Source organism: Salinicoccus hispanicus (genome assembly GCF_009831115.1).
In the GTDB taxonomy this organism is placed as follows: domain Bacteria; phylum Bacillota; class Bacilli; order Staphylococcales; family Salinicoccaceae; genus Salinicoccus; species Salinicoccus hispanicus.
In genome coordinates this window covers 80939-105309 of record NZ_WUUK01000004.1, presented here as the reverse complement: position 1 = coordinate 105309, position 24371 = coordinate 80939, and the positions used below count along the sequence as shown (strand labels likewise).

Sequence of the window (24371 nt, the reverse complement as noted above, 5' to 3'; positions counted from 1 at the left end):
TTCATCTTAATCATATCTTTCAGCTCTACTTTATTACAAATCAGTTGCTCAATAAGAACACTCTTAAATGAAAGCCTTTATGATATATTTGCAGATTTTTCTATCATTGTGAGATAATTAGGTAAAGTAATAATAATAGTACTAAAGTGTTGTGAAGGTGGGAGAGGAATGACACGGTGTCAAAACTGTGGAGAAAAGTGGACATTCGAAGAAAAGTTGAAAGAATCGTTTAAATTTACATTCGATCGCCACATGACTTGTCCTCATTGCCAGTCGAAACAATATCAGACTCATAGGCATAGGAAAATAAGTGCTCTGATCAGCTTTCTGATGGTTCTAGCTATGTTTATACCTTCATTTTTAAGTGCACCTTGGCAGGTATACGTCACAACTGTAGTTACAGTAGTACCAGTGGCTTTCTTTCTAATGGTTCATACGTACGAACTCAGCAATACAGATGAAGGGGATTTCTGGCATGAATAGATACACTAGCAATATTATTGTGATTGCTTTGTTACTTCCTGCGCTATTATTCCTATTCAATACTTGGATATATTTCACCTGGTGGGGCAATGTATTCATGGTTATAGCAGCGTTATTTGCGATAGGCACCAATGTTGTCGCTATATGGCACGGCAGGAAACATGATTACGATATCAGCGATAATGACTATATGAAAGGTATATAGCATTCAGATGCATTGAAAGGTGGAAACGTGATGTGGTTGTTGTACCTGATCTCCAACCTGTAATTTAAAGCAGATTACAGGAGGAGATATAAATGACAAGCAATTGGGCAGAAGCATTTTATGAAATGCAGTACCGTTCACTGAAACAGACGGGCGAAATCACCGAATATGAGATGAATTTCGCAAAAGATTTAAGGATGCAGGTTGGCAGACCTCTCGGCAGTGTTCTTGAGCTCGGTGCCTGGGATGGCAGGTTGGCCCGCACGTTGGCAGGTGACGCCGAAACCATTACTACGGTGGAACTGATTCCAGAAATGGTGGCAGTGGCAAAAAGACATTCGACATCCAATATAACGCCGTTATGCGGAGACTTCTATGACATTGAAATCAGCAGTACGTTCAATACAGTCCTCTACATGGATGGTTTTGGAGTCGGTGAGGATGAAGATCAGCTGGCGTTACTTGAACGAATCAGAAACTGGTTCGATGATGACGGCACAGCAATAATCGACATCTATAATCCCACACATTGGATAAAGGCAGACGGGCAGTCCATGCGGCCCGATTCCGTGAATTTTCCCAAGGTGGAACGGCAGTATGGTTATGATTATAAGAAAAACAAGATGGTTGATACATGGTGGCACACAGATAAACCACAAGATTCGGTCTCTCAGTATTTGAAGTGCTACACTCCGGAACAGATACATGCGTTGTGCCAAAAGGCCGAACTCGATATCATTGCCTATTTTCCCAATGGCGCCATGGACTATAACGCATGGCGATACAAAGATATTGCTTCACTTGAAGAATGTATGTCCTATCGAATCAAGATTAAGAAAAATTGAATCGACAGATCATATGTAATGATAGAAGCCATTCCAGATACTTTGGAATGGCTTCTATCATGGTTATTTAGTTTCTGGATGATGCTGTACGAACACTTCATATGTCGATAGTTCAGCGCCGAGAATTGGGTTGTCTTCCGCCTGCGGCTTCTTCTCACTGTCTCCTGAGGCATGGGCTTTCTGAGTGGCCCTGCTTTCTCTCCAGGCCTTGAAGCTTTCGTGGTCTTCCCATGTTGTACACACTTCAATCACGTCTTCTTTCTCAGTACCTTCTTTGATCAGTACTTCCATCAGCACAAATCCATCGAACGTGTGGACCGATTTCGCTTTTGAGAATCGTTCAGCTACTTCCTGCACTCGACCTTTCTGGACACTAATTCTGTTCACTGCTTTAATCATACCGTGTAATGACCTCCTTAAAGTGGTATATGTCATAAGAAGAATATATCACGAATAATGTCATCCAATAAAATATCCAATTTTAAATTGGTATTATTTACTTTATCTGAATATGAGATGTAAAATAAATAGAGTCATAGGAGGAGATTGCCATGAGTGGGAAAAAGAATCCAAACAGATCTTTCATGGGGGCAGGCCTGGCTATAGGTATCGGCGTCGGTACTGCGTTTGGCGTTGCCCTGGATAACCTGGCCATCGGTATTGCACTTGGAGCAGGCATCGGTGTTGCACTCGGGGCAGGAATGTCGAATCACGATGACAATGAAAAATAGCACATATGGAGGCAGAGAAATGATACTTATTGATAAAGACCAAAACTATAGAGTGATCATCAAAGAAAATTTTGCATCTATCCGGACAAATACGGAAACAAAATACTATACAATCATCGAGAACAGAGGGGATATAGAAAACAGTGGCTACTGTGTTCTTAATAATGTATATGTCAATGAAGGGATGGAAGGACCTTTTGAAGCACGTTTCCTGAGCCGCCAGTCAAACCTTGATACAGTAGATGGCTACAAGGCACTTCGTGTAATGAAGTCCGAATCTGACGCGTATTACGTCATCCTTTCCCTTTGGGAAGAAGAAGAAGACTTTCATAATTGGCAGAACTCTACACAGTACCAGTCCACCCATAAGAAAAGAGGCACACAGTCCGGGCTCGATCGTGATGTTGTAGACCGGGCACAGTCCTTTAATTTTCGATTTTCTCTTGGAGGAGAATAGAAAGAGAAAGCATCTGCAGCACTCCTTTTCGTATTGAAAATGATTGAATTATACGTGCGAGCTATATTGGAAATGCGAGTACAGAAATATCCAAATCCAACAATAGGAAAAGAAGTGTAATATATGAACCGTTTTCTGAACCAGGTTCCATTAGCAATATGTGGTCTCATACTTGGGCTAGTATCATTGGGGAATCTCTTTTTCTCATTACAAAATCATACCCTCGGTTGGACTTTTACTTCAATGGGGATAATAATCATGCTGCCGTTTATTATAAAACTTATTAAGATGGGCAAGGAGTTACTGGAAAGCCTGAGCGACCCTGTAACAGCTGCTGTGTTGGCCGCATTCCCGATGGCGATGATGATCCTATGCAGCATAATGAGTCGTTTTACTGACTATGACCCTCTTATAGCGGCTGTTTGGTGGATATCAGTCATCCTGCATTTCGCACTGTTGATACTATTTATTTTCTATTTCGCTGTGCCGGGTAAATTCAAATCCGAATACCTCCACCCTGGCTGGTTCATTCCTTTTGTAGGCATTGCGATCATTTCCATCACTTCACAGAATTTCAGTATTGAAACCGGAAAGATCGTCTTCTGGATTGCATTGTTTTTTGTTCTTGTTCTTCTGCCGATCATCGTCAATAAGATGATCAAGGATCACCCAAGCCGCCAGAGCTTTCCTTTAGCTGCTACATTGACGACGCCGGGATCAATCTGCTTAGCTGCATATATTTCAGTAATGTCACAGCCATCCGAAGGAATGATCTACGTACTACTGATTCTATCTCAACTACTATACTTCATGACCATTACACTGATTCCGAAAATGCTGAAGTCAGAGTTCCATTCAAGCTATGCTTCACTTGCATTCCCTGTAGTCATCTCGGCTACAGCACTCAACAGCACCCTGAATGTGCAGGCACTTGGTGGCATGATAAAAAGTATTATTGAAGTACTTTCAACTATTGAGCTGTATCTGGCCATCATCATTGTCGTCTATGTTCTGATACGCTATTTATGGTTTCTTGGCCAAAGCTATGCCGAAAGAAGATAGACGCATGAGTAGAGTGGATGCTGTTAAAGAAATCAGAATCAGATTCCGACTACTTCTCTCTCTGTGGGATACGGATAAGAACTTTCGTAAGGGGGAGCACTCCTTTTCATATTGAAAAAATAGGGATAGAGATGTACACTTGATGATTGTGTTCCATCTGGTGCCACATCATTTCAATCCAAAAAAGAAGTGAATTAATATGAAACGATTCTTGTATCAGGTGCCTGTGTCGATATGCGGTCTTATACTGGGACTGGTATCACTCGGCAGCTTATTCTTCTCAATAGAGCGTCATATCCTCGGCTGGACTTTCATTATAATGGGAGTCCTTTTAATGTTGCCCTTCCTTATGAAAATAATCATTACAGGCAGAGATGCCTTAAATTCCCTGAATAATCCCGTAGCAGCTGCAATATCACCCACTTTCCCGATGTCACTCATGGTCCTCTCGAGTACTTTGAGCCAGTTTACCGCGAATGACATCCTTATGCTCATTGTATGGTGGGGTGCCATCCTCATGCATTTTGCACTGATCATATTCTTTACACTCTATTTCATCACACCAAATAGAATACGAGCAGAATACATCAATCCGGGCTGGTTTGTAACTTTCGTTGGCATCGGCATCATTCCTACCACTTCCAAAAACTTTGGAGTGGAGTTTGGACAGGCTGTCATCTGGATTGCACTACTGTTCTATATGATCCTTCTGCCGATTATCATCAGACAGATGATAAAACAAAAAGCCAGTCGTTCAGCTTTCCCTCTGACTGCCATTTTGGCAGCACCAGGCTCGCTGTGCCTGACCGGCTACATCACAGTGGCGACCCACCCATCGGCAATACTCATCTATACACTGCTCATTCTTTCCCAGGTACTCTACTTTTTCATTGTCGCCATGATTCCGAAAATGCTGGAATCAAAGTTTCATCCAAGCTATGCCGCACTCACATTTCCAACAGTCATTTCAGCTACAGCAATCATCCACGCATTGGAGCTTATGAACAGCATTGGTAGGATAAGCATCATGCTGACCTATCTTTCCACTTTCGAGCTTTATCTGGCTGTGGCCATCGTTATCTACGTACTCATGCGATATACACGCTTCATTGGACAGTGCTATTTTGAAAGCAGACGATCATACGAGTAGAATTCATCACGTGACTACTATTGACTGCGCTGTTCTGACGAAAACTGGGCTTTGATCAAGTATGAAACAGGATTGTCTTTAAATAGTTCTTCGGCACTCCTTGTGCCGTTATTCAAAACTTCAGGGACGACTCCTGTGATGCCAATCTCCGTATCGGCGTACTGGACGATGCCGATAACGACTTCCTGTTCATCGCTGAAGTCAGGTTCATCGATCTCATTACTGGATGACCAGCTGTCACTCCCTTCTTTATTTAACATGACGTCGTGCTTACTCGACATACTGTGCCCTCTATTATCAGCATGTATAATTCTTACTATCTTCTTTTCAGAATCTTCTCCGGTTCCCTGGATGGAAAAATAAAGACGTTCATCCTCACTCTTTTCTGTTCTCATCATACTATGCATCATCAAGTATTCTTCCTGTTTTTCGCCATGGACATATTCTTCAACCCAGACATTGAAATGAGGCTTGTCCAAATTCTTGTGCTCGAGATCATAAGCAAAAGTTGTTTCAGCTAATGCCGATGCAAGCTGATTTTCTCTCTCTGAAAGTGATAGCATTCCCATTGAATTCTTCTCGTTTCCACATCCTGCAAGAACCATTATCAAAAATATAATAAGCAGACTGGCTTTTCTCATAACTTCCTCCCATCGCAATATTTTATTCACACTCACATTCCTTAATGAATGCTTAAAGTGATAGACTATCCATAAGAACATTCTAACATTGAGGTGCGTTATGAGCAGAGCAGAAATGGCAATTCTTACAAATATGTGCATGATTGAAAATGAAGAAGGACAGATACTGATTCAGGACAGATTGAGTCAGAACTGGCCGGGTGTAACCTTCCCAGGCGGTCATATCGAGAAGGGTGAATCTTTTCATGATTCCGTTATACGGGAGGTATTTGAAGAAACCGGACTCACTATCAGAAATCCTATGCTATGCGGCGTGAAACAGTTCCAGACTGCAAATGAAGAGCGATATATCGTATTCTTCTATAAAGCAAAAGAATTTGATGGCGAACTGGCAAGTTCGGTTGAAGGGGAGGTTTTCTGGATAGAACCTGATGCGCTTAAAAGCTATACTCTAGCCAATGATTTCGAAGATATGTATAAAGTATTCGCTGATGATGGAATATCGGAATTCTACTATAATGAAGACTGGAAAGTTGCTCTGATGTAGCCGATTCAAAGCGTTACATATGAGTTATATCGCCTCGCAATACAGTCTTCCTCCACCCATAAATAAAGAATTCGGCAGTATAACGCCAGGCGTTATCATTCGACCATATCGGCTCCCGGTGCTATACTGAAGGTGCAATGTCAATGAACCCGAGTCTTATATGCAATCATTAAAGGAGAGATGCAAAATGGCTTATGAACCAAGACCTTCCAACAGCCTTTTCGACATGAATCCGAGTGATATTTTCAAAGATTTTGGCCGACAGCTATTTCCGCAGATGCTTGAAAGCACGATGAAATCGGATATTCGCGAATATGACAGCACTTATGTACTTGAAGCTGAACTACCGGGCATCGAAAAGGAAAACATCAACATTGACTATACGAATGGCATCCTTTCCATTTCAGCCGATCAGTCCACTGAGAATGAAGTGAAAAGTGACCTGGGTCGCCTGATCCACCGTGAGCGTAGCTACAGCACAATCAAACGACAGTTTACCTTTGATAACATCAGAGAAGAAGGTATTACAGCTGACTTCAATAATGGTGTGTTGAAGGTTACCCTTCCTAAGACAAGCAGAGGCAACTATTCGAAACGCATTAAAATCAACTAGAAATCTTTTATTATAGAAGGACGAAAGCATGGATCTTCCAGATCCATGCTTTTTCTCTATACTGCTGAAGAATATTCTATTCAGCAACTTGGAAGGGGAGATCATATGCTTCATATGTGCAAAGTATGTCAGTCACAAACAACCACTTTTCATCATCCAGTGTTTGGTGAGTACCACTTCTGCCCTCACTGTGAGTATATCTCGAAAGATGAACATCACATGGTTTCCGCTGAAGCGGAGCTGAAAATATATGATAGCCATAATAATTCCACTGATAATACCGGATACGTCGATTTTCTATATCACTTCCTGAATGATGCTGTATTTCCCTATGTCGGAGAAAATAAGCAAGCCTTGGATTTCGGCAGTGGACCGGTACCCGTTCTCGCGCAACTACTGGAACAGAATCATAATTATGTGGTGGACATATATGACCTTTTCTATGCCCCTGAAAAGGTGTATCAAGGCAAAAATTATGGCTTGATTACGACGACGGAAGTTGTGGAACACCTGGCTGAGCCGATGGAATACTTCAGACAATTTGCCAAACTGATGAAACCCGATGGCGTATTGGCTGTTATGACACTGTTTCATCCAAACGATATGTCCCTTTTCAATAACTGGCACTACATACGTGACCGGTCCCATGTCTCTTTCTATACTGCAAAGACAATGCATTATATTGCTGGAAAAGCCGGGCTCAAGGTAATACATACGGATGGGCTCCGCCACATAACATTCATGCTGGACAACTAAGTCTTTTAGATAAATGCTTTTATAAATGAATATCCGAAGTCCATGTCACATCTGAATAAATTCCAGTATAATGGGAGATAACATTTTAACGGGAGTGAATATTATGGTTAATACTTTTGGTAACGATTTCAAGTACCAGACAATTGACAGAGACAGGGATATGAGGGCAAAGTATCTCAACCTGCTCTCAGAGAAGTTCGATAGCGAAGAAAAAGTTGTAACGGAGATTATCAATCTGGAATCCATTCTGGACCTTCCGAAAGGAACAGAACACTTTGTAAGTGATCTGCATGGAGAGTTCCAGGCATTCCAGCACGTACTGAGAAACGGTTCGGGCAATGTCCGTGTGAAGATCCATGACATTTTCAAGGATAGGCTGACCGAAGAGGAAATCAGTCAGTTTGCAGCACTTGTCTATTATCCTGAGGATAAGATCAATCTGATTAAAAGTCAGGTCGATTCAAAAGAGGCATTGAATGAATGGTATAAGATGAAGATACATCACATGATCGAGCTGATTTCATATGCTTCATCAAAATATACACGGTCGAAACTGAGGAAAGCTTTGCCCAAACAGTTTGTCTATATCATCGAAGAGCTGCTTTATAAGACGGATGAAGATACCAACAAGAAGCCCTACTATGAAAAGATTGTTGAAAAAATAGTTTCCCTTGGTCAGGCAGAGAAGCTGATCATCGGATTGTCGCATACAACGCAACGCCTCGTCGTTGACCACCTTCATGTTGTCGGAGATATATACGATCGTGGTCCAGAGCCGGATAAGATCATGGATACACTGATCGACTACCATTCCGTAGACGTCCAGTGGGGTAATCACGATGTGCTTTGGATTGGTGCCTATGCAGGGTCCAAGGTGTGTCTGGCAAATATTCTTAGAATCTGCGCCCGCTATAACAACCTCAATATTATCGAGGATGCATATGGCATCAATTTGCGACCGTTGCTCAATCTTGCGGAGAAGTACTATGACGATAATACTGCATTCCATCCGAAGCAGCAGTCGGATAAGACCATGTCCGATCAGGAGAGGCACCAGATTACGATAATACATCAGGCGATTGCCATGATCCAGTTCAAGTTGGAAAGTCCCATCATCAAGCGCCGCCCGTATTTTGATATGGACGAGCGGTTGGTCCTTGAAAAAGTGGACTACGACAAGCAGGAGATTACAGTCTACGGACAGACATACCCCCTGCAGAATACATGCTTCAGAACCATCAACCCAGACAATCCTGCACAGCTGCTCGAAGAGGAGCAGGAAGTCATCGATAAACTCCTGCTCTCCGTGCAGCAGTCCGAAAAACTGAAACGGCATATGAACTTCCTGATGAAAAAGGGAAGCCTGTACTTGAACTACAACGGCAATCTTCTGATCCATGGCTGCATCCCGGTAGACGAGAATGGTAATATGGAAGAGATGGAAATCGATGGAGCGATCTATCAAGGACGGGAACTGCTGGATCAGTTCGAATATCATCTACGTAAAGCTTTTACGGATGTTGAAACGACGGATGACCTGTCGACTGATCTCGTATGGTACCTATGGACAGGGAAATACTCCTCACTATTCGGCAAGCGTGCCATGACGACGTTTGAACGGTATTTCATCGAGGACAAGGCTGCCCATAAGGAAGTGAAGAATCCATATTATCATCTGCGTGAAGATAGCGAGATGTGCAAAAAGATGCTTGAAGAGTTTGACCTCGATGCCGAACAGGCACATATTATCAATGGTCATACACCTGTAAAGGAGAGGGACGGAGAGAGCCCGATCAAGGCCAATGGCAAGATGATCGTCATCGATGGCGGATTCTCGAAGGCCTACCAGAAGACTACAGGCATTGCAGGCTACACCCTGCTCTTCAACTCCTACGGTATGCAGCTTGTCGCCCACCAGCACTTCAATTCCAAGGAGAATGTACTGATGAACGGGGCGGATGCAATGTCGGTACGCAGACTAGTCGATGAAGAACTCGAAAGACAGCTGATACGTGACACCAATATTGGTGCAAGACTGCAAGAAGAGATCGAGATGCTTCAAGCGCTCATGTCCTACCGCTATATCAATTGAATAATTACATTAGAGGTAAGCATATAATATGACAACTCCCTCCATTTCTGCGAAACTGGAAAACATGAAAAGGAGAGGATACAGATGATCCACTATCTATTAAATGCTTTCATCGGAAAAAATATCATTGAAAGCGGATTGACAAAAGTTGAGAATGAAGGACAGGTTGGCGAAGATTTCGAAAAAGAATTCAACGTCAACCCTAATCAGATGAAGATTGCCGGCTACTTTGAAGCCATCGGCGCAATGTTCCTCTTTGCATCCTTCCTTGGAAAAGCATTCACCCGAATCGGATCCTTAATGGTTGGTTCTGTTATGGGTGTTGCGGCATATAAGCACTACAAAGCCGGGCATGGTTATGAAGGCAGCAAAAATGCACTTAAATTCCTTGGACTCAGCACATTGAGCTTTGCAAACACATTCAATAAAAAATAGTGTTTTCTTAAATCAGAAATATTATACAAAAACAGCGGATCTTGTGATCCGCTGTTTTTGTATTGAGCATTATTATTTTATGAGACGACAAATGATTGTATAATTTCATGTAATGCATTTGAATCTGCATCAGAAAGGGGAGTGTTTCACGTGAAAAAAACGGCTGTTTTTCTCTTCATTGTTCTTCTTGCAGCAACTGGACTGTTCATCACAGACCACCAGACTGAAAAAGGGCTTCTGGGCACTTTGGAATATATGCTGCTCCCCGATCCTATGGCAAACAATACGTATGATGAAGGTGAGTGCACCTATTATGTATTCGACAAGGTGAAGACTCAGGGAGACATGATTGAAACCAGCTGGCGGCATGCAGAATTCTGGGCGGCAAGAGCCAAGACAGATGGCTACACAGTCAATGATGAACCCGCAGAAGGCGCCATCCTTCAAACTTCAAGAGGCGAGATTGGCCATGTCGCCTATATAGAGACCGTCAATGAGGACGGCTCGATTGATATATCCGAAATGAATTACCGTGAACCCTATGAGGTGACAGAACGCACCATCACTGCTGATAGAATTGACGAATACGCATATATACATCCTAAAGTGAATCCAAGACCGAAAGAGATGGAAAATAGGACATAGATTATAAAATATAACGCTTATGGTTATATGATAAATAACGCCATGAATTATAAATTTATTCACAAATTCATTAAAATCAGACATTCACATCGTTACCTAAGTATTACTCTTCTTCAATATTATACAGTCCGATATAAATTTGGTCCACGTTCGTTTGTATGGTGGTGTATCATGAAAATCGCTGCGATCACCAAATGAAACCATGCCTCGAAAATATATTCGTTTCTATAGATAAGTATCTACAGGAAAGAATCAACGATGGCAGAGTAGTCATTTGGACCGGCTTCGTCGCCACATTCTTCAGCAAACCATACTATTTTGGCATCGATGAGATGCTGAACAGACAGAATTTCCCTGGAGGAAAGCAGACACCTGAGCAATAGTGCTCAGGTGTTTGTTATTATGGCGCTGTTTAAGTGGGTTACCTGATCTCCTATTTGAAAAATGAATACAGAGATTTCATGAAATCAGTGAAAAAAGCGATGGACATCATACCCAGAATCATGAAAGTGACGGACAATGATCCATCAAAGAGAAAGAGACCGAGTACAACGAGGAGAAGACCGATATAAAATCCAGGATCGGTGACCTGTGCGTATTTTTCATCTTCATCAATACTTATCTTATTTTGCAGTTTCTTATCGCTTTTAATCATATCGTCGATTGTAACACCGAATATATCGCTTATCCTGATCAGATTTTTGATATCCGGATACCCTCTGTTGCTCTCCCATTTATAAACTGCCTGACGTGAAACATTCAGTTCTCTGGCCAGCTGATCCTGACTCCATCCTTCAGCTTGCCTGAGTGCTTTCAGTTTATTGCCAAATTCATCATCCATATCCATAGCCCCCTTTGGATAAAGCCTACATCAATCTGGACAATTATGGTATAAACTTATTGTTACAAGGACAAACGATTGGTTTACATACTGCTATTCAAGTTGATATTCCTACCTCCGCTTCGGTTTGAGTGCATATGAACCATGCGTAGTAATAAGATGCAGAAGCGGTCTCCATGCATTGGTATGCCGCTCGGTTCCTTTGCCCTCAGCAATTCTTTTTAGCTGCATGGCGTAATAGACATTCCCGACAACAGGACCAATTTTTTCATCGAGAGCCGTTAGGCCTGTAGTGAGCCGCCGGGTCGTTATTTCAGCGTTACTTCCTGCCATGATCTGATTGGGCAGCTGAGGTTCAAGTGCAAGAGGCCGGGCGATGCCGATCATATCCGTGTGATTTTTCTCGAGTGCAGATTCCATACTCCCAGGGGAGCGGAACCCTCCTGTCACGACAACGGGGATATTCACTTTCTCTTTCAGCTTCTGTGCATATTCCAGGAAGAATACCTCGGAATCTGTGCCTGTCGACATTTTCGGCTGCTCATAATTACCCCCTGATATTTCAATCAGGTCCAGGCCGAGTGATGCCATCTTTCCTACTACTTGCAACGATTCCTCCTCGGTAAAACCTTCTGGTTTGAAATCCGAGGAATTAAGCTTCAATGCAATCGGATATCCCTCTCCCACTGCATCACGTATCTCTGTATAGATTTCCAAAAGGAATCTCATGCGGTTCGCTAGAGTGCCACCGTAGTCATCGTCTCTGCGGTTATCATGAGGAGAGAGGAACTGGTTGACGAGGTAGCCATGTGCACCGTGAATCTGTACACCCGTAAATCCTACTTTCTTGGCAATCCTCGCAGTGTTCGCAAATTTACTGGTAAGTGCACTGATCTCCTCGACCGTCAACGCTCTGGGTGGATTGAATGCCCCTTTGAATTTATCCCCCATCGGCACTGCACTTGGTGCCACCGGTTCCTTGGACATGGACTTCGGAGACTGCTTGCCCGGATGATTGATCTGCATCCAGAGTTGTGTCTCGTTTACTGTCCCTTTACGCGCCCATTCTCGGAGCATTCCAATATCCCGTTCATCATCTACAACGACATTGCCCGGCTCGCCCAAAGCATTACGGTCCACCATTACATTACCTGTAACCACAACTCCGGCACCCCCTTTTGCCCATGCATGATACAGTCTCATATGTTTTTCATTCGGTTGATTCCTATTATTTGCCATCGTCTCACTCATAGCAGATTTAAAAAACCGGTTCTTCAGTTCCACGCCGTTCGGTAGTTCCAGTGGTTCCATTACTTTCATCATTCACTCTTCCCTTCATTGCACTCTTCTCACTGACTGCATTTATATAAAGTCGGCTTAAACCTTTTCCCATTATTGCCTACAAACAACCAAAGTATCATTTACTTTGAAAATACCAGTATAAAATGGAATAATTTATCATATATCTACTTTGGGGAGGTAAAAAATGATTCATCGCAAATACTTGCGTGCGACTCTCGTATCACTCTATTCCATTGCATTTTTTGGATTAATGATGCTGGTATACTACTTCGCAACGGCAAATCTCGTCGACACACTTATTTACTTCTTTACAATTTCCCTCAGCCTGTTCATTTTAGCCGGGACTTCTTTCTACTTCTATAGACAGACAAAAGATCATGATCCTGGATTTCGTGAACTTGATTACAGTGAAATCAGAGAGGTGATCATGAAATTTGATGTCTGGTACTTCAAAAGATTGATGATATTCGACTATGATGGCAAATATATCGGTAGAGCGGCAATGAAAATCGACAGCCCTAAGGCATTCATCTTCTCCTTCCTCTCCCATTTTAATATCATCGTACCCATCGATTACATACTGACTGACCATGAAGGAAAAACGGTTTGCAGATTCCGTCGTGGCGGATTCAGAAGTGCAGATGTGAACATCTATGATGAAAATAATATACATATCGGCAGAATTGAATTTGATGAGTTGAAAATACTCCTCAAGTTTAAAGGAACGGCTTTTGTTGATGGTCAGGCATTCCCTATATCATCAGAGTACCTTTTTGAAGACGCACGTTCCAATGGCATCATGTCGCTTTCTTCCTTCAATAGCCCGATAGGTCACCATTATATTTTCAGAGAGATGAGCAACGAAGTAGCCACCTTCGATTCTCCCATTGATACGAATCTCGGAAAAACAGCACTTTCTCTGACAGCACTTATCTATTTCTTGCGTTATAATAAGTAGTGATTTAAAGTATTTTAAAATGTTTGAATTTTACAATATAAGGGAAAATGCCTTATAAAATTTAATTTGAAATGGGGAATGGGCATGAAGAACTTTTTTGAGTTCGAGCTTAATGGCAGCAAGCAGCAATCTGTCGCCAATGGTTCCATACTCGACTATTTGAAAGATACAGGGGCAGAGCCTCCAAATCTTTGCTATCACCCGGATCTTGGTGCATTGGAAACGTGCGATACGTGCATCGTCAAAGTGAATGGGGAGTATGTACGCTCCTGCTCGACGGAATTGAAAAAAGGGGATGTTGTCGAGACAATCGGTGATGATGTACATGAGGCACAGCTTATTGCGATGGATCGGATTCTTGGCAACCATGAACTCTACTGTACCGTCTGTGACTTCAACAACGGCAACTGTGAGATACATAATACAGTCAAGGATCTTCGAATCAGCCATCAGGAAACACCACACGAAAGTAAAGATGCGGGTGTGATGCGCAATGCATTCTATCGTTATGATCCGGATCAGTGCATCCTATGTGGCCGCTGTGTGGAAGCATGCCAGGATCTGCAGGTGAATGAAACACTGCTGATCGACTGGACTTTGAAGAAGCCGCGTGTCATCTGGGATAACGATACGACAATTGATGACTCCTCATGTGTAAACTGCGGACATTGCTCAACGGTCTGCCCATGCAACGCGATGATGGAGGTCGGCATGGAAGGAGAAGCAGGATTCCTGACGGGCATGGCACCTGAATCATTCAGACCTATGGTCAATATTACAAAAAATGTGGAGACCGGCTACGAGTCTTTGATGACCCTTTCCGATGTGGAAGCACAGATGCGGGAAGAACGCATCGATAAGACGAAGACGGTATGTACGTATTGCGGCGTCGGCTGTTCATTTGATGTATGGACGAAAGGACGCGAAATACTGAAGATTGAACCGCGCAGCGAGGCGCCTGCGAACGGTGTATCCACCTGTATCAAGGGGAAATTCGGCTGGGACTTTGTAAACAGTGAGGAACGGCTCAAGAAGCCCCTCATCCGTGAAGGAGATGCATTCAGGGAAGCGGAGTGGGAAGAGGCACTCGATCTCATCGAAAGCAAGTTCAAAGCGACACTCAAGGACAAGGGTCCAGACGCTCTGGCTTTCATCTCCTCATCCAAATGTACGAATGAAGAATCCTATCTGATGCAGAAGCTTGGTCGCGGCGTCATCGGAACGAACAATATCGACAACTGTTCAAGATACTGTCAATCTCCCGCCACAATGGGATTATGGCGCACTGTCGGTTATGGTGGCGACTCCGGTAGCATCACAGATATCGCTCAAGCAGAACTCGTCATATCCATCGGCTCGAATACGGCAGAGTCCCATCCTGTACTGGCAACGCGTGTAAAGCGTGCGCAGAAGCTGCATGGACAGAAAGTGATTGTGGCCGACCTCCGTGAACATGAACTGGCCAGCCGGGCGGATCTATTCGTCAGACCGGCGCCTGGCAGCGACCTGGTATGGCTATCGGCGGTGACGAAGTACATCATCGATAAAGGATGGCACGATACATCCTTCCTGCGCGACCACGTCAATGACGTTGATGCCTACTTTGCCAGCCTTGATAAATACACACTGGATTATGCATCGACAGTGACCGGTATGACGAAAGAGGAACTGGTCAGTATCGCTACATCCATTCACGAAGCAAAGACCACTTCCATCCTATGGGCGATGGGCATCACCCAGCATGGTGGTGGCAGTGATACAAGCACAGCCATCTCCAACCTGCTGCTCGTAACCGGCAACTACATGAAACCCGGGGCCGGCTCCTATCCGCTTCGAGGCCATAACAATGTGCAGGGAGCGAGTGATTTCGGCAGTATGCCGGACCGCTTCCCGGGCTATCAATTCGTCAGTGATGATGAGGTCCGTGCCAAATTTGAAAAAAGCTGGAACACTCAAATACCGACAAAGGCCGGACTCAACAACCATGAGATGGTGGAAGCCATTCATGAGGGCGACCTCGAAGTCCTGTATCTGAAAGGAGAGGATATGGGCATCGTCGATTCCAACCTCAATCACGTCCATTCCGCCTATGAAAAGCTGAAGTTTTTTGTTGTACAGGATATATTCTTCTCGAAGACATGCGAGTATGCAGATGTTGTACTTCCAGCGAGTCCGAGTCTCGAAAAGGACGGCACGTTCGTCAATACGGAGCGCCGCTTCCAACGTCTTTACAAAGTGATAGACCCACTTGGTGATTCGAAGCCGGATTGGCAGATCATCAAAGAAATCGCCAACCGTATGGGTGCCGACTGGAACTATGACCACCCAAGCGAAATAATGGATGAGGCAGCATCACTTACACCGCTATTTGCAGGCGTCAGCTACGATCGTCTTGAAGGCTATGACAGTCTGCAGTGGCCGGTCGCAGAAGATGGTACAGATACACCGCTTCTATTCGAAAAGGAATTCCCCCTCCCTGGAGGCAAAGCACGTCTATGGCCAGTGGAATGGACGAAGCCGCTTGAATTTGAAAGTCAATACGACCTCCATGTCAACAATGGACGATTACTGGAACACTTCCATGAGGGTAACCTGACTTATAAATCCGAAGGTATTACTGCCAAAACACCTGAAGTGTTCCTTGAAGTCTCACCCGATCTTGCAAAAGAACGCAAAATTGAAGATGGCACAAAAGTCCGACTGACATCCCCTTACGGCAGCGTTAAAGTCAGCTGCATCGTGACGGACCGTGTATTCGGCAACCAGCTCTACCTGCCGATGAATACAAGCGGAGAAGGTGCCATCAACTATTTGACGAGTTCACACTCCGATAAGGATACCGATACACCAGCCTATAAGGAAATATCCGTAAAAATGGAAGTACTTGAGCCGAAAGGGAAGAGTCCGCTGCCGAAGACCAATCATAGATATGGCAACCCACAGCCCCAGATTGGAGTTCGTGTAGAAGAAAAATGGGCAAGGGAAGACTATGTATTCCCTGGTGACCTCGTCAAAGAGAGAAGGGGGAATAGTTAATGGCAAAAGCAACGAAAGTCGTCCATAGAATGAAAGTGGATCCCGAAGCAGAACACGCGAAAGGCGTACGGGAGCTGGAACAGCTGCTGCTGGACAACCACGAGACGCTAAAGGATATTTTCGATATTGCGGAGAAGATGCGGGAGCGTGAAATGCTTGATATGGTCAACAGCAGCCTTGGGCAGAGCGACAAGATCATCACGCGGATTGTTACGGCACTCGATGCATCGGATACACCACAGTCGATAAAAAATGCAATGCTGCTTTTCCAGCTCCTTGGCAACATCGACATGGAGCAGCTTGAACCCATTGCACTCAAACTCAACAGTGGAATCGTGCGTGCAGCGGAATATGAACATGAAGGGAAACCTGCAGGATATCCGGGGCTGATCCGTTCCTTAAAAGATCCTGAAGTTATTGAAGGCATGAACGTTCTATTGCGTGTGTTGAAGGGAATGGGAGAACAGCAGGATACAAAGGAACGCATCGAGCCACAGAAGGAACGTTTTGAGAATCCCGGGAAGGAGATGGAGACAAGTTCCAGAAATACGGAAAGTGCCCCATCCCCCAGCCGCGGGTCCAGTGCAGGGTGGTATCTCCTTGCAGCAGGAGCATGGAGTGTGGCAATCCCTCTACTTCTGAAAGGCAGACAGGCTACAGATAAGACTTCCGTCTGATTTCGGCAATACTGATAAGAGGAATGAATCTGATGAAAATATTTACTGCTGGACATTCGACCAATACGAAAGCACAGTTTCTGAAGGTGCTTGAAGCGGCAGATATTGATTTTGTGGCAGATGTACGCGCTTTTCCATACAGTAGAAAGCACCCTCAGTTCAACGGAGAGGAAATGAAAAAATGGCTGCAGGAAGCGGGGGTCGGCTATGACCACTTCCCTTTGCTCGGAGGCAGACGCAGCACCGCTTCCAACGTAGGCAGCAATCTCAATAATGGATGGGATAATGTTTCATTCCACAATTACGCAGACTACACTTTGACAGAAGATTTCCATACAGGCATTGAGATGCTGGCACATAAGGCCGCGTCATACAATGTGGTCTGTGTATGTTCAGAGCGTCATCCTGCCCGCTGTCATCGCCTGATTATCAGCAACTGGCTGGCCGCCCATGATTGGACCGTCCAGCACATCATCAATAACAGCAAGAATGAACCGGAACTGGTAGATCATATTCTCGGCAGATGGGGTGCCATGCCGATTATAGAGGAAGACGGTACTGTCGTGTACCCTGAAATTGTATAGTTCCGAGTCACTTGACGGGTAGCTGTAACAAAGAAACACCTCCCAGTTGAAATTGTTTCCATTGTGTATGACTTTCTTTATAATCAACCTATAAGACTTCCCATAGGAGTAGACAAATGATTGAATTTAAAAATGTAACCAAACGATACGGTAACAAAGTCGCAGTAGAGGATATAAGCTTCAACATCAAGGAAGGGGAAATCTTTGTTCTGATCGGTCCCTCCGGTTGTGGTAAGACAACAACGTTGAAGATGATCAATCGCTTGATACCATTAAGTGAGGGCTATATCTATTTCAAAGATAAACCGATCAGCGACTACCCGATATATGAGATGCGTTGGGATATCGGATATGTACTCCAGCAGATTGCGCTCTTTCCGCATATGACCATCAAGGAAAACATTGCACAAGTTCCTCAGATGAAGAAATGGAACGATAAGAAAATTGATGAAAGACTTGATGAACTGCTGTCAATGGTCGGCCTGGAACCTGAACAGTACAAAAATCGTACACCGGATGAACTTTCTGGTGGTCAGCAGCAGCGTATTGGCGTGGTAAGGGCACTGGCTGCCGATCCGCCACTCATACTTATGGATGAACCTTTCAGTGCACTCGACCCCATCAGCAGGGAAAAACTTCAGGATGATCTGGTCGAACTGCAAAAAAAAATCAAAAAGACGATTGTCTTCGTCACTCACGATATTCAGGAGGCACTAAAACTCGGTGATCGTGTATGCCTGCTCAAAGATGGGCATGTAGAACAGATCGGTACACCCGAAGAATTCATGTCCAACCCGAAGAATGACTTTGTCAGGGAGTTCATAGGAAACCTCGAGTCATATAGGATGCAGCAGGTAACGATTGCCGATATCATCAAAGCCCATCCACCGCTTGATCCGGAAGAAACTCCGGGTTATCCTGAGGTCGCGTATGACGCAGCGCTGCAGGATGTCTATCAGCATCTATCCGATCATGAAGGTGTTGTCATCAGGGAAGATGGTCAGAGGAAAGTATTGAGACATCGGGATGTCTTCAAGTACTTGTCAACAAGTCAGCGGGGTGACAATCAATGAATACATTCTTTGAAACATTGGATGCACGAAAAGGAGAACTGCTCACTACGCTGATCGAACACATCCAGATATCCTTCATTGCTCTCGTGGTCGCTGTCATCATTGGTGTACCACTTGGCATCCTGCTGACGAAAACTAAGAAAGTATCCGAAATTGTCATCAACATAGCGGCTGTACTTCAGACAATTCCATCCTTGGCATTGCTCGGACTGATGATACCCATTTTCGGTATTGGTAAAGTGCCGGCAATCATTGCACTGATTGTCTATGCATTGCTGCCGATTTTACGCAATACTTATACGGGCATAGATGAGGTGGATGATTCACTTGTAGAAGCGGCCAAAGGTATTGGTATGAAACCGATGCGTCGATTGACCAAAGTCGAATTGCCGATTGCGATGCCGGTAATCATGGCAGGGATACGCACAGCGATGGTATTGATCATCGGTACGGCGACACTTGCTGCCTTGATCGGCGCCGGTGGACTCGGAGACCTTATCCTACTCGGTATCGACCGAAACAATACATCCCTTATCATCATTGGTGCTATTCCAGCAGCACTGCTTGCCATTCTTTTTGATGTACTGCTGCGTATTGTTCAAAAGCTATCCTATAAGAAAATCATCATTACACTCGGCACCATTCTTATAGTCATGCTGGCAATCACCGTTGCCCCGCTACTTGCTCAGAGAGAAGGCTCCATCACTATTGCAGGTAAACTGGGTACAGAACCGGCTATCATTACAAACATGTACAAAATTCTTATTGAAGAAGAAACCGATTATACAGTCAATGTCGAAGACGGCCTTGGCAGAACATCCTTCCTGTTCAACGCACTACGATCAGACGACATTGATGGATACCTTGAATTTACAGGCACCGTCATTGCAGAGCTGACAAAAGAAGAGCTTGAATCGAAGGAAGAGGAAGCCGTCTACGAACAGGCCAAATCCGGTCTCCAGGATCAGTTCGATATGACCTTGCTTGAACCAATGCAGTATAATAACACTTATACACTTGCTGTTGCCCGGGAATTTGCAGAAGAGAACAATCTGGAAACCATAGGAGACCTAAGGAAGATAGAAGCACGGGTCGACCCGGGTCTCACAGCAGAGTTCAATGATCGTGAAGATGGATTCCCTGCTGTTCTCGAAGCCTATGATCTCAATCTTAACGAAGCAATAACCATGGAACCAAGTCTGAGGTATCCAGCAGTCGAGGCAGGAGATATCAATCTGGTGGATGCATACTCTACTGATGCTGAACTGAGACAGTATGACATGGTCATCCTGGAAGATGATCAGAATGTTTTCCCACCATATCAGGGGGCACCACTATTCAAGCAATCATTCCTTGATGAGCACCCGGAAATCGTCGAGCCACTGAACAAACTTGGTGGGATGATCAGTAATGAGGAGATGCAGGAGATGAACTACCGCGTCGCAGAAGAAAGTGAAGACCCTTATGTCGTCGCTGAAGAATATCTGCAAGAAGCAGGTCTGATAGAGTAATATCTTAAATAGAGCCTCTGTATTACACAATCTATGTGATACAGAGGCTCTTTCATTTGGAATATAAAAGAACATTAATGAAGTCAGTTGATACATTTCACCCTTTTCCATGACGAAGAAGACATCAATCTAAAGTGAAAAACTTATTTTATTCCAAAAACCTTGAGGGATTTCAATATTTCCTGGGAAATAAGAGGATGTCAAAGCGTTTTGACACCTACTATATGGTCGATGTCAAAAGAAATTGATAGTATAAAATAAGCACTCCCAATAATCTGGAAATGAGGACATCGATATGGAAGTCAGCACTCAAATCAGAAAGTATAGACAACGCGATGGGTACTCCCAGGAGGATCTTGCACATAGATTATATGTATCCAGGCAGACGATATCCAACTGGGAGAATAGTCATAGCTATCCTGATATCCAGACACTTTTGATGATGAGTGTACTATTCGATGTATCTCTCGATAATCTAGTCAGGGGAGATATGGATATGATGAAAAACGAAGTTTTGAAGCAAAAGAATGCAATGAATTTCTGGTCTTGGACAATGACAGTTGCCTATTTCATAACAGCAGTACTGGTGGGCGTAGTCATTAACTTTATGGATCTTTGGGGACTCGTGATACCAATCTGCACCTTCGCCATTGCTTTCCTGGGGGCGATAAAAGTCGAAAAAATAAAAAAGACGTATGCCTTGGAAACATATGAAAAGATTGTTGCTTTCAGTGAAGGACGCTCGACAGATGAAATGCCATCCAGGAGAGGATGGAAGGAAGTAATGAGTCTTGTCGGAGTACCTTTGGTATTTCTTATCATCATGCTGCTCAGTGTCTATCTATTTTCTTTAATCTAAGAAAATGGCCAACATTGGGATATTGTACTTAAAATAACAATAAAACGGCTCCTGAATGAATTTCAGGAGCCTTCTTGATTTAATTGCGCAGCTTTTTGAATCCCACCACTATTGCCGCAAATAGTAGTGCAATACTGCCGATGAGCAATGTAATATTGATGCTCGCATAGTCATTATTATTTTCAATATAGATACCATAATATGGCCAGATAATTACGAGTGGATAGAGCCAGTCCTTGAAGAAGAATGCGATGGCCAGTCCGATCAGTGTTGCTGCACCTAGAATAATGATTGTCCATGCAAGTTCATCCAGTCCAAGAATGGTTTCTACATTATTGCTTACTGTGACTGTGAAGATATTTACAATGGTTGCAACTGTCACCCAGGCAAAATAGATTGAGAAAGGCAGACGGTCAAACCAGTGATAGCCGGTTTCAGTCATCGTGGAATACATTTCTGCAAGGGTGTAGAGTAATGCTGCAATTACTATCGTTGAAGCAATCAGCCATTGCTGGGTAAAAACGAGGATCCATGCACCATTCAGCAGAAAGTTGATGATGGGCCAGAATTTCAACCGGTACGCCATCGAACTTTCCCATGTTTTTGAGAAGAACACTTTAACGATCCATATAAATAGCAGCACATAGATGACACCCCAGATTGAAAATGCAAATCCTGCCGGTTGAATGATGGCCTGATTATTATCCGCTACAAACCCGACATTTGTTGCGCTCCAATAGTTCAAAAAAATCATGACTGCAAAGGCTGCCATATACCCTATTGCCCATTTTTTCTGTTTCGCCATATGTACTCACTCTCTCTTCGATTAATTGTTTCTTATCTATTTACTTTAAACAGATGGATGAAACAATACATGCAGAATTAATCTGATTAGACTTAGAAAATGGAATGGATGACGACCAGTATGAACATCGAAATTCCAAGTCTGATATGCAGCTTCCTGATTCTGCTTCTTGGATCGATCAGCAGTCGGTACCAGCCCGACAGTACAAGGATGAACAGATTTATTGAAGCCAGAAAGCCCGTTAAAATCTTCATGTTAGTCAGATTGAAGCCGTAGAGATGGGTGATGACTGAGCCGTGAAGAATAATTATGATCAGGGCAGAAGTACCCACCCAGCGGTGATAAGGGCGAATCCGCTTCGACATCTTGGCAAGCCTAATCCTGGTCTGTCTGCTTTCGGCGTTGCGAATCGTGGAAAATACTGCGTTGCGTGTCCAGTTGAATATGAAGAGCAGAAAGCCGGCAAAACCCAGTAGTATATGTATATACGAGGAATGGTTGGATAGCCCGAAAGCGACATTCCAAACGGCCCAGATAAATAGCATGCCATTCAATAAAAACCAGATACTCATGTTTCTGCCTCCAAAATAGTAGTACTTATATCTCAAGAACTATAGTCCTAGAAAGAAATTATATAGAAGTTTACGGCAATGTCCACAGCACATATGATGATTTGTAGTGACTCCTAATATATGATAATATACTCATATATTAATATTAATAAACGAGGTGAAGTACTTTGGAAAAACCTGAAGAGAAACAGGAGAACGCTCAGGATCTGGATAACGAAACGATATTCATGGTATCACAGACTTTTAAAGCGCTCGGTGATCCGACCAGGATAAGGATTCTGAACTTGATATGCGAGGAAGAACATTCTGTCAATCAGATTGCAGAGACACTGGATATAGGGCAGTCCACTGTATCCCACCAGTTACGCTTTCTGAAAAACCTGCGCCTTGTCAAGTATCGTCGTGAAGGTACGACCATCTATTATTCAAATGATGATGAACACGTGATGCTGACATTGAAACAGATGATTGATCATGCACGTCACAACTGATCTGCATCTACGGATAGTGTTGAACGAAATAATCATTCAATATAGGAGGGAGCTCCATGGGACACGGCCATGAACATCATAACCATAACGCCAATCGAACTATATTGGTAATCAGCTTCTTCATCATCACTGCATTTATGTTTCTTGAAGCCATTGGAGGATACCTCACGAATAGTCTTGCATTGCTTGCAGATGCCGGACATATGCTGAGTGATGCAATTTCGCTTGGCGTTGCGGTAATGGCTATGACAGTCGGTGCAAAAGCAGCCGACTACAGCAAGACCTATGGGTATAGACGATTTGAGATTCTGGCAGCCGTCTTCAACGGTGTTACACTCATACTGATTTCGCTATATATATTCTATGAAGCATTAGAGCGATTTTCAAACCCACCAGAAGTCGCATCAACAGGAATGCTCATCATTGCCGTAATCGGTTTATCAGTCAATATACTGGTTGCCTGGATGATGATGAAAGGTGGCGACACTAAAGAAAATTTGAATGTCAGGGCTGCTTTTCTGCACGTTCTTGGTGATCTTTTTGGTTCAATCGGTGCAATTATAGCAGCATTACTCATCATGTTCTTCGGATGGGGCCTGGCAGATCCACTGGCCAGCGTAATTGTTTCTGCCCTGGTTCTGATCAGCGGCTGGAAGGTCTCAAAAAATGCAGTGCATATCCTTATGGAGGGAACACCATCCAATGTGGATGTGAAGGAAATCGCGGACACCATGAAAAGGGAAGCAGGCGTAACCGGTGTCCATGACCTCCATGTATGGAGCATTTCGAGTGGACTCAACGCATTATCATCCCATGTCACTGTAGATGGTAACAAGACAGTCCGAGAATGCCAGGTCCTACTCCAGTCTCTTGAGAAGCGTCTGGAAGATAAGAACATACACCACGTGACACTTCAGATAGAACATGAAATCCACCATCATAAAGGTGCACTGCTATGCAATATGAAGCATAGCCACTGATACAGAATTCTGAACCGGAA

29 protein-coding genes are annotated in these 24371 nt (G+C 43.8%); 23 read left to right on the top strand and 6 right to left on the bottom strand.

Annotated features, from left to right (window positions below; genetic code table 11):
• The first annotated feature begins 168 nt into the window (after nucleotides 1-168).
• The 3 genes from GQ671_RS13140 (at nucleotide 169) to GQ671_RS10360 (ending at nucleotide 1533) form a co-directional block, all read left to right on the top strand.
• Nucleotides 169-483, top strand: coding sequence for a TIGR04104 family putative zinc finger protein (locus tag GQ671_RS13140; RefSeq protein WP_160656676.1), 315 nt, complete (start codon nucleotides 169-171; stop codon nucleotides 481-483).
• Nucleotides 476-688: a hypothetical protein gene (locus GQ671_RS10365; protein ID WP_160656673.1), complete on the top strand. Its 213-nt coding sequence runs from the start codon at nucleotides 476-478 to the stop codon at nucleotides 686-688. Before GQ671_RS13140 ends, GQ671_RS10365 begins: the two co-directional genes overlap by 8 nt.
• 92 nt (nucleotides 689-780) lie before the next feature.
• Nucleotides 781-1533 (top strand): class I SAM-dependent methyltransferase, encoded by a 753-nt coding sequence (locus GQ671_RS10360; RefSeq protein ID WP_160656670.1) that lies wholly within the window; start codon nucleotides 781-783, stop codon nucleotides 1531-1533.
• A gap of 63 nt (nucleotides 1534-1596) precedes the next feature.
• Here GQ671_RS10360 and GQ671_RS10355 read toward each other — a convergent pair whose 3' ends face one another.
• Entirely contained in the window at nucleotides 1597-1932 is a 336-nt protein-coding gene (locus tag GQ671_RS10355; RefSeq protein WP_160656667.1) for an antibiotic biosynthesis monooxygenase, read from the bottom strand.
• Nucleotides 1933-2084: 152 nt separating this feature from the next.
• Here GQ671_RS10355 and GQ671_RS10350 point away from each other — a divergent pair, with 152 nt between their 5' ends.
• The 4 genes from GQ671_RS10350 (at nucleotide 2085) to GQ671_RS10335 (ending at nucleotide 4933) form a co-directional block, all read left to right on the top strand.
• Nucleotides 2085-2264: a hypothetical protein gene (locus tag GQ671_RS10350; protein ID WP_160656664.1), complete on the top strand. Its 180-nt coding sequence runs from the start codon at nucleotides 2085-2087 to the stop codon at nucleotides 2262-2264.
• Nucleotides 2265-2283: 19 nt separating this feature from the next.
• Nucleotides 2284-2721, top strand: coding sequence for an antibiotic biosynthesis monooxygenase family protein (locus GQ671_RS10345; RefSeq protein WP_160656661.1), 438 nt, complete (start codon nucleotides 2284-2286; stop codon nucleotides 2719-2721).
• Nucleotides 2722-2844: 123 nt separating this feature from the next.
• Entirely contained in the window at nucleotides 2845-3783 is a 939-nt protein-coding gene (locus GQ671_RS10340; RefSeq protein WP_160656658.1) for a TDT family transporter, read from the top strand.
• Nucleotides 3784-3982: 199 nt separating this feature from the next.
• Nucleotides 3983-4933, top strand: coding sequence for a TDT family transporter (locus tag GQ671_RS10335; RefSeq protein WP_160656655.1), 951 nt, complete (start codon nucleotides 3983-3985; stop codon nucleotides 4931-4933).
• Nucleotides 4934-4950: 17 nt separating this feature from the next.
• On the opposite strand, the gene GQ671_RS10330 is transcribed toward GQ671_RS10335, so the two are convergent.
• Nucleotides 4951-5574 carry a hypothetical protein gene (locus tag GQ671_RS10330; RefSeq protein WP_160656653.1) on the bottom strand — a complete coding sequence of 208 codons (624 nt, stop codon included), beginning with the start codon at nucleotides 5572-5574 and terminating at the stop codon, nucleotides 4951-4953.
• 100 nt (nucleotides 5575-5674) lie between these two features.
• Between GQ671_RS10330 and GQ671_RS10325 the strand changes: the two genes are divergently transcribed.
• The 7 genes from GQ671_RS10325 to GQ671_RS10295 all read left to right on the top strand — a co-directional run bounded on the left by GQ671_RS10325 (nucleotide 5675) and on the right by GQ671_RS10295 (nucleotide 11045).
• Entirely contained in the window at nucleotides 5675-6121 is a 447-nt protein-coding gene (locus GQ671_RS10325; RefSeq protein WP_160656650.1) for an 8-oxo-dGTP diphosphatase, read from the top strand.
• Between the two features lie 187 nt (nucleotides 6122-6308).
• Nucleotides 6309-6734: an Hsp20/alpha crystallin family protein gene (locus tag GQ671_RS10320; protein WP_160656647.1), complete on the top strand. Its 426-nt coding sequence runs from the start codon at nucleotides 6309-6311 to the stop codon at nucleotides 6732-6734.
• 114 nt (nucleotides 6735-6848) lie between these two features.
• The gene (locus GQ671_RS10315; RefSeq protein WP_160656644.1) at nucleotides 6849-7490 is read left to right on the top strand and encodes a class I SAM-dependent methyltransferase; all 642 of its coding nucleotides are present in this window, start codon (nucleotides 6849-6851) and stop codon (nucleotides 7488-7490) included.
• Nucleotides 7491-7650: 160 nt separating this feature from the next.
• The gene (locus GQ671_RS10310) at nucleotides 7651-9582 is read left to right on the top strand and encodes a fructose-1,6-bisphosphatase (RefSeq protein WP_160657247.1); all 1932 of its coding nucleotides are present in this window, start codon (nucleotides 7651-7653) and stop codon (nucleotides 9580-9582) included.
• 84 nt (nucleotides 9583-9666) lie between these two features.
• Entirely contained in the window at nucleotides 9667-10017 is a 351-nt protein-coding gene (locus GQ671_RS10305; protein WP_160656642.1) for a hypothetical protein, read from the top strand.
• A gap of 150 nt (nucleotides 10018-10167) precedes the next feature.
• Nucleotides 10168-10662: a CHAP domain-containing protein gene (locus GQ671_RS10300; RefSeq protein WP_160656639.1), complete on the top strand. Its 495-nt coding sequence runs from the start codon at nucleotides 10168-10170 to the stop codon at nucleotides 10660-10662.
• Nucleotides 10663-10856: 194 nt separating this feature from the next.
• Nucleotides 10857-11045, top strand: coding sequence for a hypothetical protein (locus GQ671_RS10295; protein WP_160656636.1), 189 nt, complete (start codon nucleotides 10857-10859; stop codon nucleotides 11043-11045).
• A 50-nt stretch (nucleotides 11046-11095) separates the two neighbouring features.
• Here GQ671_RS10295 and GQ671_RS10290 read toward each other — a convergent pair whose 3' ends face one another.
• Together GQ671_RS10290 and GQ671_RS10285 are read right to left on the bottom strand one after the other, a co-directional pair.
• On the bottom strand, nucleotides 11096-11503 hold the full coding sequence (locus tag GQ671_RS10290) for a helix-turn-helix transcriptional regulator (protein WP_160656633.1): 408 nt from the start codon (nucleotides 11501-11503) through the stop codon (nucleotides 11096-11098).
• Between the two features lie 111 nt (nucleotides 11504-11614).
• Nucleotides 11615-12823: an NADH:flavin oxidoreductase/NADH oxidase family protein gene (locus tag GQ671_RS10285; protein ID WP_322789476.1), complete on the bottom strand. Its 1209-nt coding sequence runs from the start codon at nucleotides 12821-12823 to the stop codon at nucleotides 11615-11617.
• Between the two features lie 166 nt (nucleotides 12824-12989).
• Here GQ671_RS10285 and GQ671_RS10280 point away from each other — a divergent pair, with 166 nt between their 5' ends.
• The 7 genes from GQ671_RS10280 (at nucleotide 12990) to GQ671_RS10250 (ending at nucleotide 21503) form a co-directional block, all read left to right on the top strand.
• A complete protein-coding gene (locus tag GQ671_RS10280) occupies nucleotides 12990-13763 on the top strand; it encodes a hypothetical protein (RefSeq protein ID WP_160656627.1) in 774 nt (257 codons plus the stop codon).
• A gap of 84 nt (nucleotides 13764-13847) precedes the next feature.
• The gene (fdhF, locus tag GQ671_RS10275) at nucleotides 13848-16799 is read left to right on the top strand and encodes a formate dehydrogenase subunit alpha (protein WP_160656625.1); all 2952 of its coding nucleotides are present in this window, start codon (nucleotides 13848-13850) and stop codon (nucleotides 16797-16799) included.
• Nucleotides 16799-17476: a DUF1641 domain-containing protein gene (locus tag GQ671_RS10270; protein WP_160656622.1), complete on the top strand. Its 678-nt coding sequence runs from the start codon at nucleotides 16799-16801 to the stop codon at nucleotides 17474-17476. Before fdhF ends, GQ671_RS10270 begins: the two co-directional genes overlap by 1 nt.
• Before the next feature lie 32 nt (nucleotides 17477-17508).
• A complete protein-coding gene (locus GQ671_RS10265; RefSeq protein WP_160656619.1) occupies nucleotides 17509-18060 on the top strand; it encodes a DUF488 domain-containing protein in 552 nt (183 codons plus the stop codon).
• A gap of 116 nt (nucleotides 18061-18176) precedes the next feature.
• Nucleotides 18177-19133, top strand: a complete 957-nt coding sequence (locus tag GQ671_RS10260; protein WP_160656616.1) for an ABC transporter ATP-binding protein — start codon at nucleotides 18177-18179, stop codon at nucleotides 19131-19133.
• Nucleotides 19130-20644 carry an ABC transporter permease/substrate-binding protein gene (locus GQ671_RS10255; protein WP_160656613.1) on the top strand — a complete coding sequence of 505 codons (1515 nt, stop codon included), beginning with the start codon at nucleotides 19130-19132 and terminating at the stop codon, nucleotides 20642-20644. Before GQ671_RS10260 ends, GQ671_RS10255 begins: the two co-directional genes overlap by 4 nt.
• Nucleotides 20645-20939: 295 nt before the next feature.
• Nucleotides 20940-21503 (top strand): helix-turn-helix domain-containing protein, encoded by a 564-nt coding sequence (locus GQ671_RS10250; protein ID WP_160656611.1) that lies wholly within the window; start codon nucleotides 20940-20942, stop codon nucleotides 21501-21503.
• Between the two features lie 79 nt (nucleotides 21504-21582).
• Here the strand turns inward: GQ671_RS10250 and GQ671_RS10245 are convergent, their stop codons facing one another.
• Both GQ671_RS10245 and GQ671_RS10240 read right to left on the bottom strand, forming a co-directional pair.
• Nucleotides 21583-22308: a tryptophan-rich sensory protein gene (locus GQ671_RS10245; protein ID WP_160656608.1), complete on the bottom strand. Its 726-nt coding sequence runs from the start codon at nucleotides 22306-22308 to the stop codon at nucleotides 21583-21585.
• A gap of 92 nt (nucleotides 22309-22400) precedes the next feature.
• Nucleotides 22401-22880: a hypothetical protein gene (locus GQ671_RS10240; protein WP_160656605.1), complete on the bottom strand. Its 480-nt coding sequence runs from the start codon at nucleotides 22878-22880 to the stop codon at nucleotides 22401-22403.
• Nucleotides 22881-23107: 227 nt separating this feature from the next.
• On the opposite strand from GQ671_RS10240, the gene GQ671_RS10235 reads away from it, so the two are divergent.
• Nucleotides 23108-23371, top strand: coding sequence for an ArsR/SmtB family transcription factor (locus GQ671_RS10235; RefSeq protein ID WP_160657244.1), 264 nt, complete (start codon nucleotides 23108-23110; stop codon nucleotides 23369-23371).
• Nucleotides 23372-23427: 56 nt separating this feature from the next.
• On the top strand, nucleotides 23428-24351 hold the full coding sequence (locus GQ671_RS10230) for a cation diffusion facilitator family transporter (protein ID WP_160656601.1): 924 nt from the start codon (nucleotides 23428-23430) through the stop codon (nucleotides 24349-24351).
• The last annotated feature ends 20 nt before the right edge of the window (nucleotides 24352-24371 follow it).

What these genes read in the sequence shown, in the direction of transcription:
- GQ671_RS13140 (WP_160656676.1), top strand. Translation starts at nt 169, where the DNA reads ATGACACGGTGTCAAAACTGTGGAGAAAAGTGGACATTCGAAGAAAAG.
- GQ671_RS10365 (WP_160656673.1), top strand. Translation starts at nt 476, where the DNA reads ATGAATAGATACACTAGCAATATTATTGTGATTGCTTTGTTACTTCCT.
- GQ671_RS10360 (WP_160656670.1), top strand. Translation starts at nt 781, where the DNA reads ATGACAAGCAATTGGGCAGAAGCATTTTATGAAATGCAGTACCGTTCA.
- GQ671_RS10355 (WP_160656667.1), bottom strand. Translation starts at nt 1,932, where the DNA reads ATGATTAAAGCAGTGAACAGAATTAGTGTCCAGAAAGGTCGAGTGCAG.
- GQ671_RS10350 (WP_160656664.1), top strand. Translation starts at nt 2,085, where the DNA reads ATGAGTGGGAAAAAGAATCCAAACAGATCTTTCATGGGGGCAGGCCTG.
- GQ671_RS10345 (WP_160656661.1), top strand. Translation starts at nt 2,284, where the DNA reads ATGATACTTATTGATAAAGACCAAAACTATAGAGTGATCATCAAAGAA.
- GQ671_RS10340 (WP_160656658.1), top strand. Translation starts at nt 2,845, where the DNA reads ATGAACCGTTTTCTGAACCAGGTTCCATTAGCAATATGTGGTCTCATA.
- GQ671_RS10335 (WP_160656655.1), top strand. Translation starts at nt 3,983, where the DNA reads ATGAAACGATTCTTGTATCAGGTGCCTGTGTCGATATGCGGTCTTATA.
- GQ671_RS10330 (WP_160656653.1), bottom strand. Translation starts at nt 5,574, where the DNA reads ATGAGAAAAGCCAGTCTGCTTATTATATTTTTGATAATGGTTCTTGCA.
- GQ671_RS10325 (WP_160656650.1), top strand. Translation starts at nt 5,675, where the DNA reads ATGAGCAGAGCAGAAATGGCAATTCTTACAAATATGTGCATGATTGAA.
- GQ671_RS10320 (WP_160656647.1), top strand. Translation starts at nt 6,309, where the DNA reads ATGGCTTATGAACCAAGACCTTCCAACAGCCTTTTCGACATGAATCCG.
- GQ671_RS10315 (WP_160656644.1), top strand. Translation starts at nt 6,849, where the DNA reads ATGTGCAAAGTATGTCAGTCACAAACAACCACTTTTCATCATCCAGTG.
- GQ671_RS10310 (WP_160657247.1), top strand. Translation starts at nt 7,651, where the DNA reads ATGAGGGCAAAGTATCTCAACCTGCTCTCAGAGAAGTTCGATAGCGAA.
- GQ671_RS10305 (WP_160656642.1), top strand. Translation starts at nt 9,667, where the DNA reads ATGATCCACTATCTATTAAATGCTTTCATCGGAAAAAATATCATTGAA.
- GQ671_RS10295 (WP_160656636.1), top strand. Translation starts at nt 10,857, where the DNA reads ATGAAACCATGCCTCGAAAATATATTCGTTTCTATAGATAAGTATCTA.
- GQ671_RS10290 (WP_160656633.1), bottom strand. Translation starts at nt 11,503, where the DNA reads ATGGATGATGAATTTGGCAATAAACTGAAAGCACTCAGGCAAGCTGAA.
- GQ671_RS10285 (WP_322789476.1), bottom strand. Translation starts at nt 12,823, where the DNA reads ATGAAAGTAATGGAACCACTGGAACTACCGAACGGCGTGGAACTGAAG.
- GQ671_RS10280 (WP_160656627.1), top strand. Translation starts at nt 12,990, where the DNA reads ATGATTCATCGCAAATACTTGCGTGCGACTCTCGTATCACTCTATTCC.
- fdhF (WP_160656625.1), top strand. Translation starts at nt 13,848, where the DNA reads ATGAAGAACTTTTTTGAGTTCGAGCTTAATGGCAGCAAGCAGCAATCT.
- GQ671_RS10270 (WP_160656622.1), top strand. Translation starts at nt 16,799, where the DNA reads ATGGCAAAAGCAACGAAAGTCGTCCATAGAATGAAAGTGGATCCCGAA.
- GQ671_RS10265 (WP_160656619.1), top strand. Translation starts at nt 17,509, where the DNA reads ATGAAAATATTTACTGCTGGACATTCGACCAATACGAAAGCACAGTTT.
- GQ671_RS10260 (WP_160656616.1), top strand. Translation starts at nt 18,177, where the DNA reads ATGATTGAATTTAAAAATGTAACCAAACGATACGGTAACAAAGTCGCA.
- GQ671_RS10255 (WP_160656613.1), top strand. Translation starts at nt 19,130, where the DNA reads ATGAATACATTCTTTGAAACATTGGATGCACGAAAAGGAGAACTGCTC.
- GQ671_RS10250 (WP_160656611.1), top strand. Translation starts at nt 20,940, where the DNA reads ATGGAAGTCAGCACTCAAATCAGAAAGTATAGACAACGCGATGGGTAC.
- GQ671_RS10245 (WP_160656608.1), bottom strand. Translation starts at nt 22,308, where the DNA reads ATGGCGAAACAGAAAAAATGGGCAATAGGGTATATGGCAGCCTTTGCA.
- GQ671_RS10240 (WP_160656605.1), bottom strand. Translation starts at nt 22,880, where the DNA reads ATGAGTATCTGGTTTTTATTGAATGGCATGCTATTTATCTGGGCCGTT.
- GQ671_RS10235 (WP_160657244.1), top strand. Translation starts at nt 23,108, where the DNA reads ATGGTATCACAGACTTTTAAAGCGCTCGGTGATCCGACCAGGATAAGG.
- GQ671_RS10230 (WP_160656601.1), top strand. Translation starts at nt 23,428, where the DNA reads ATGGGACACGGCCATGAACATCATAACCATAACGCCAATCGAACTATA.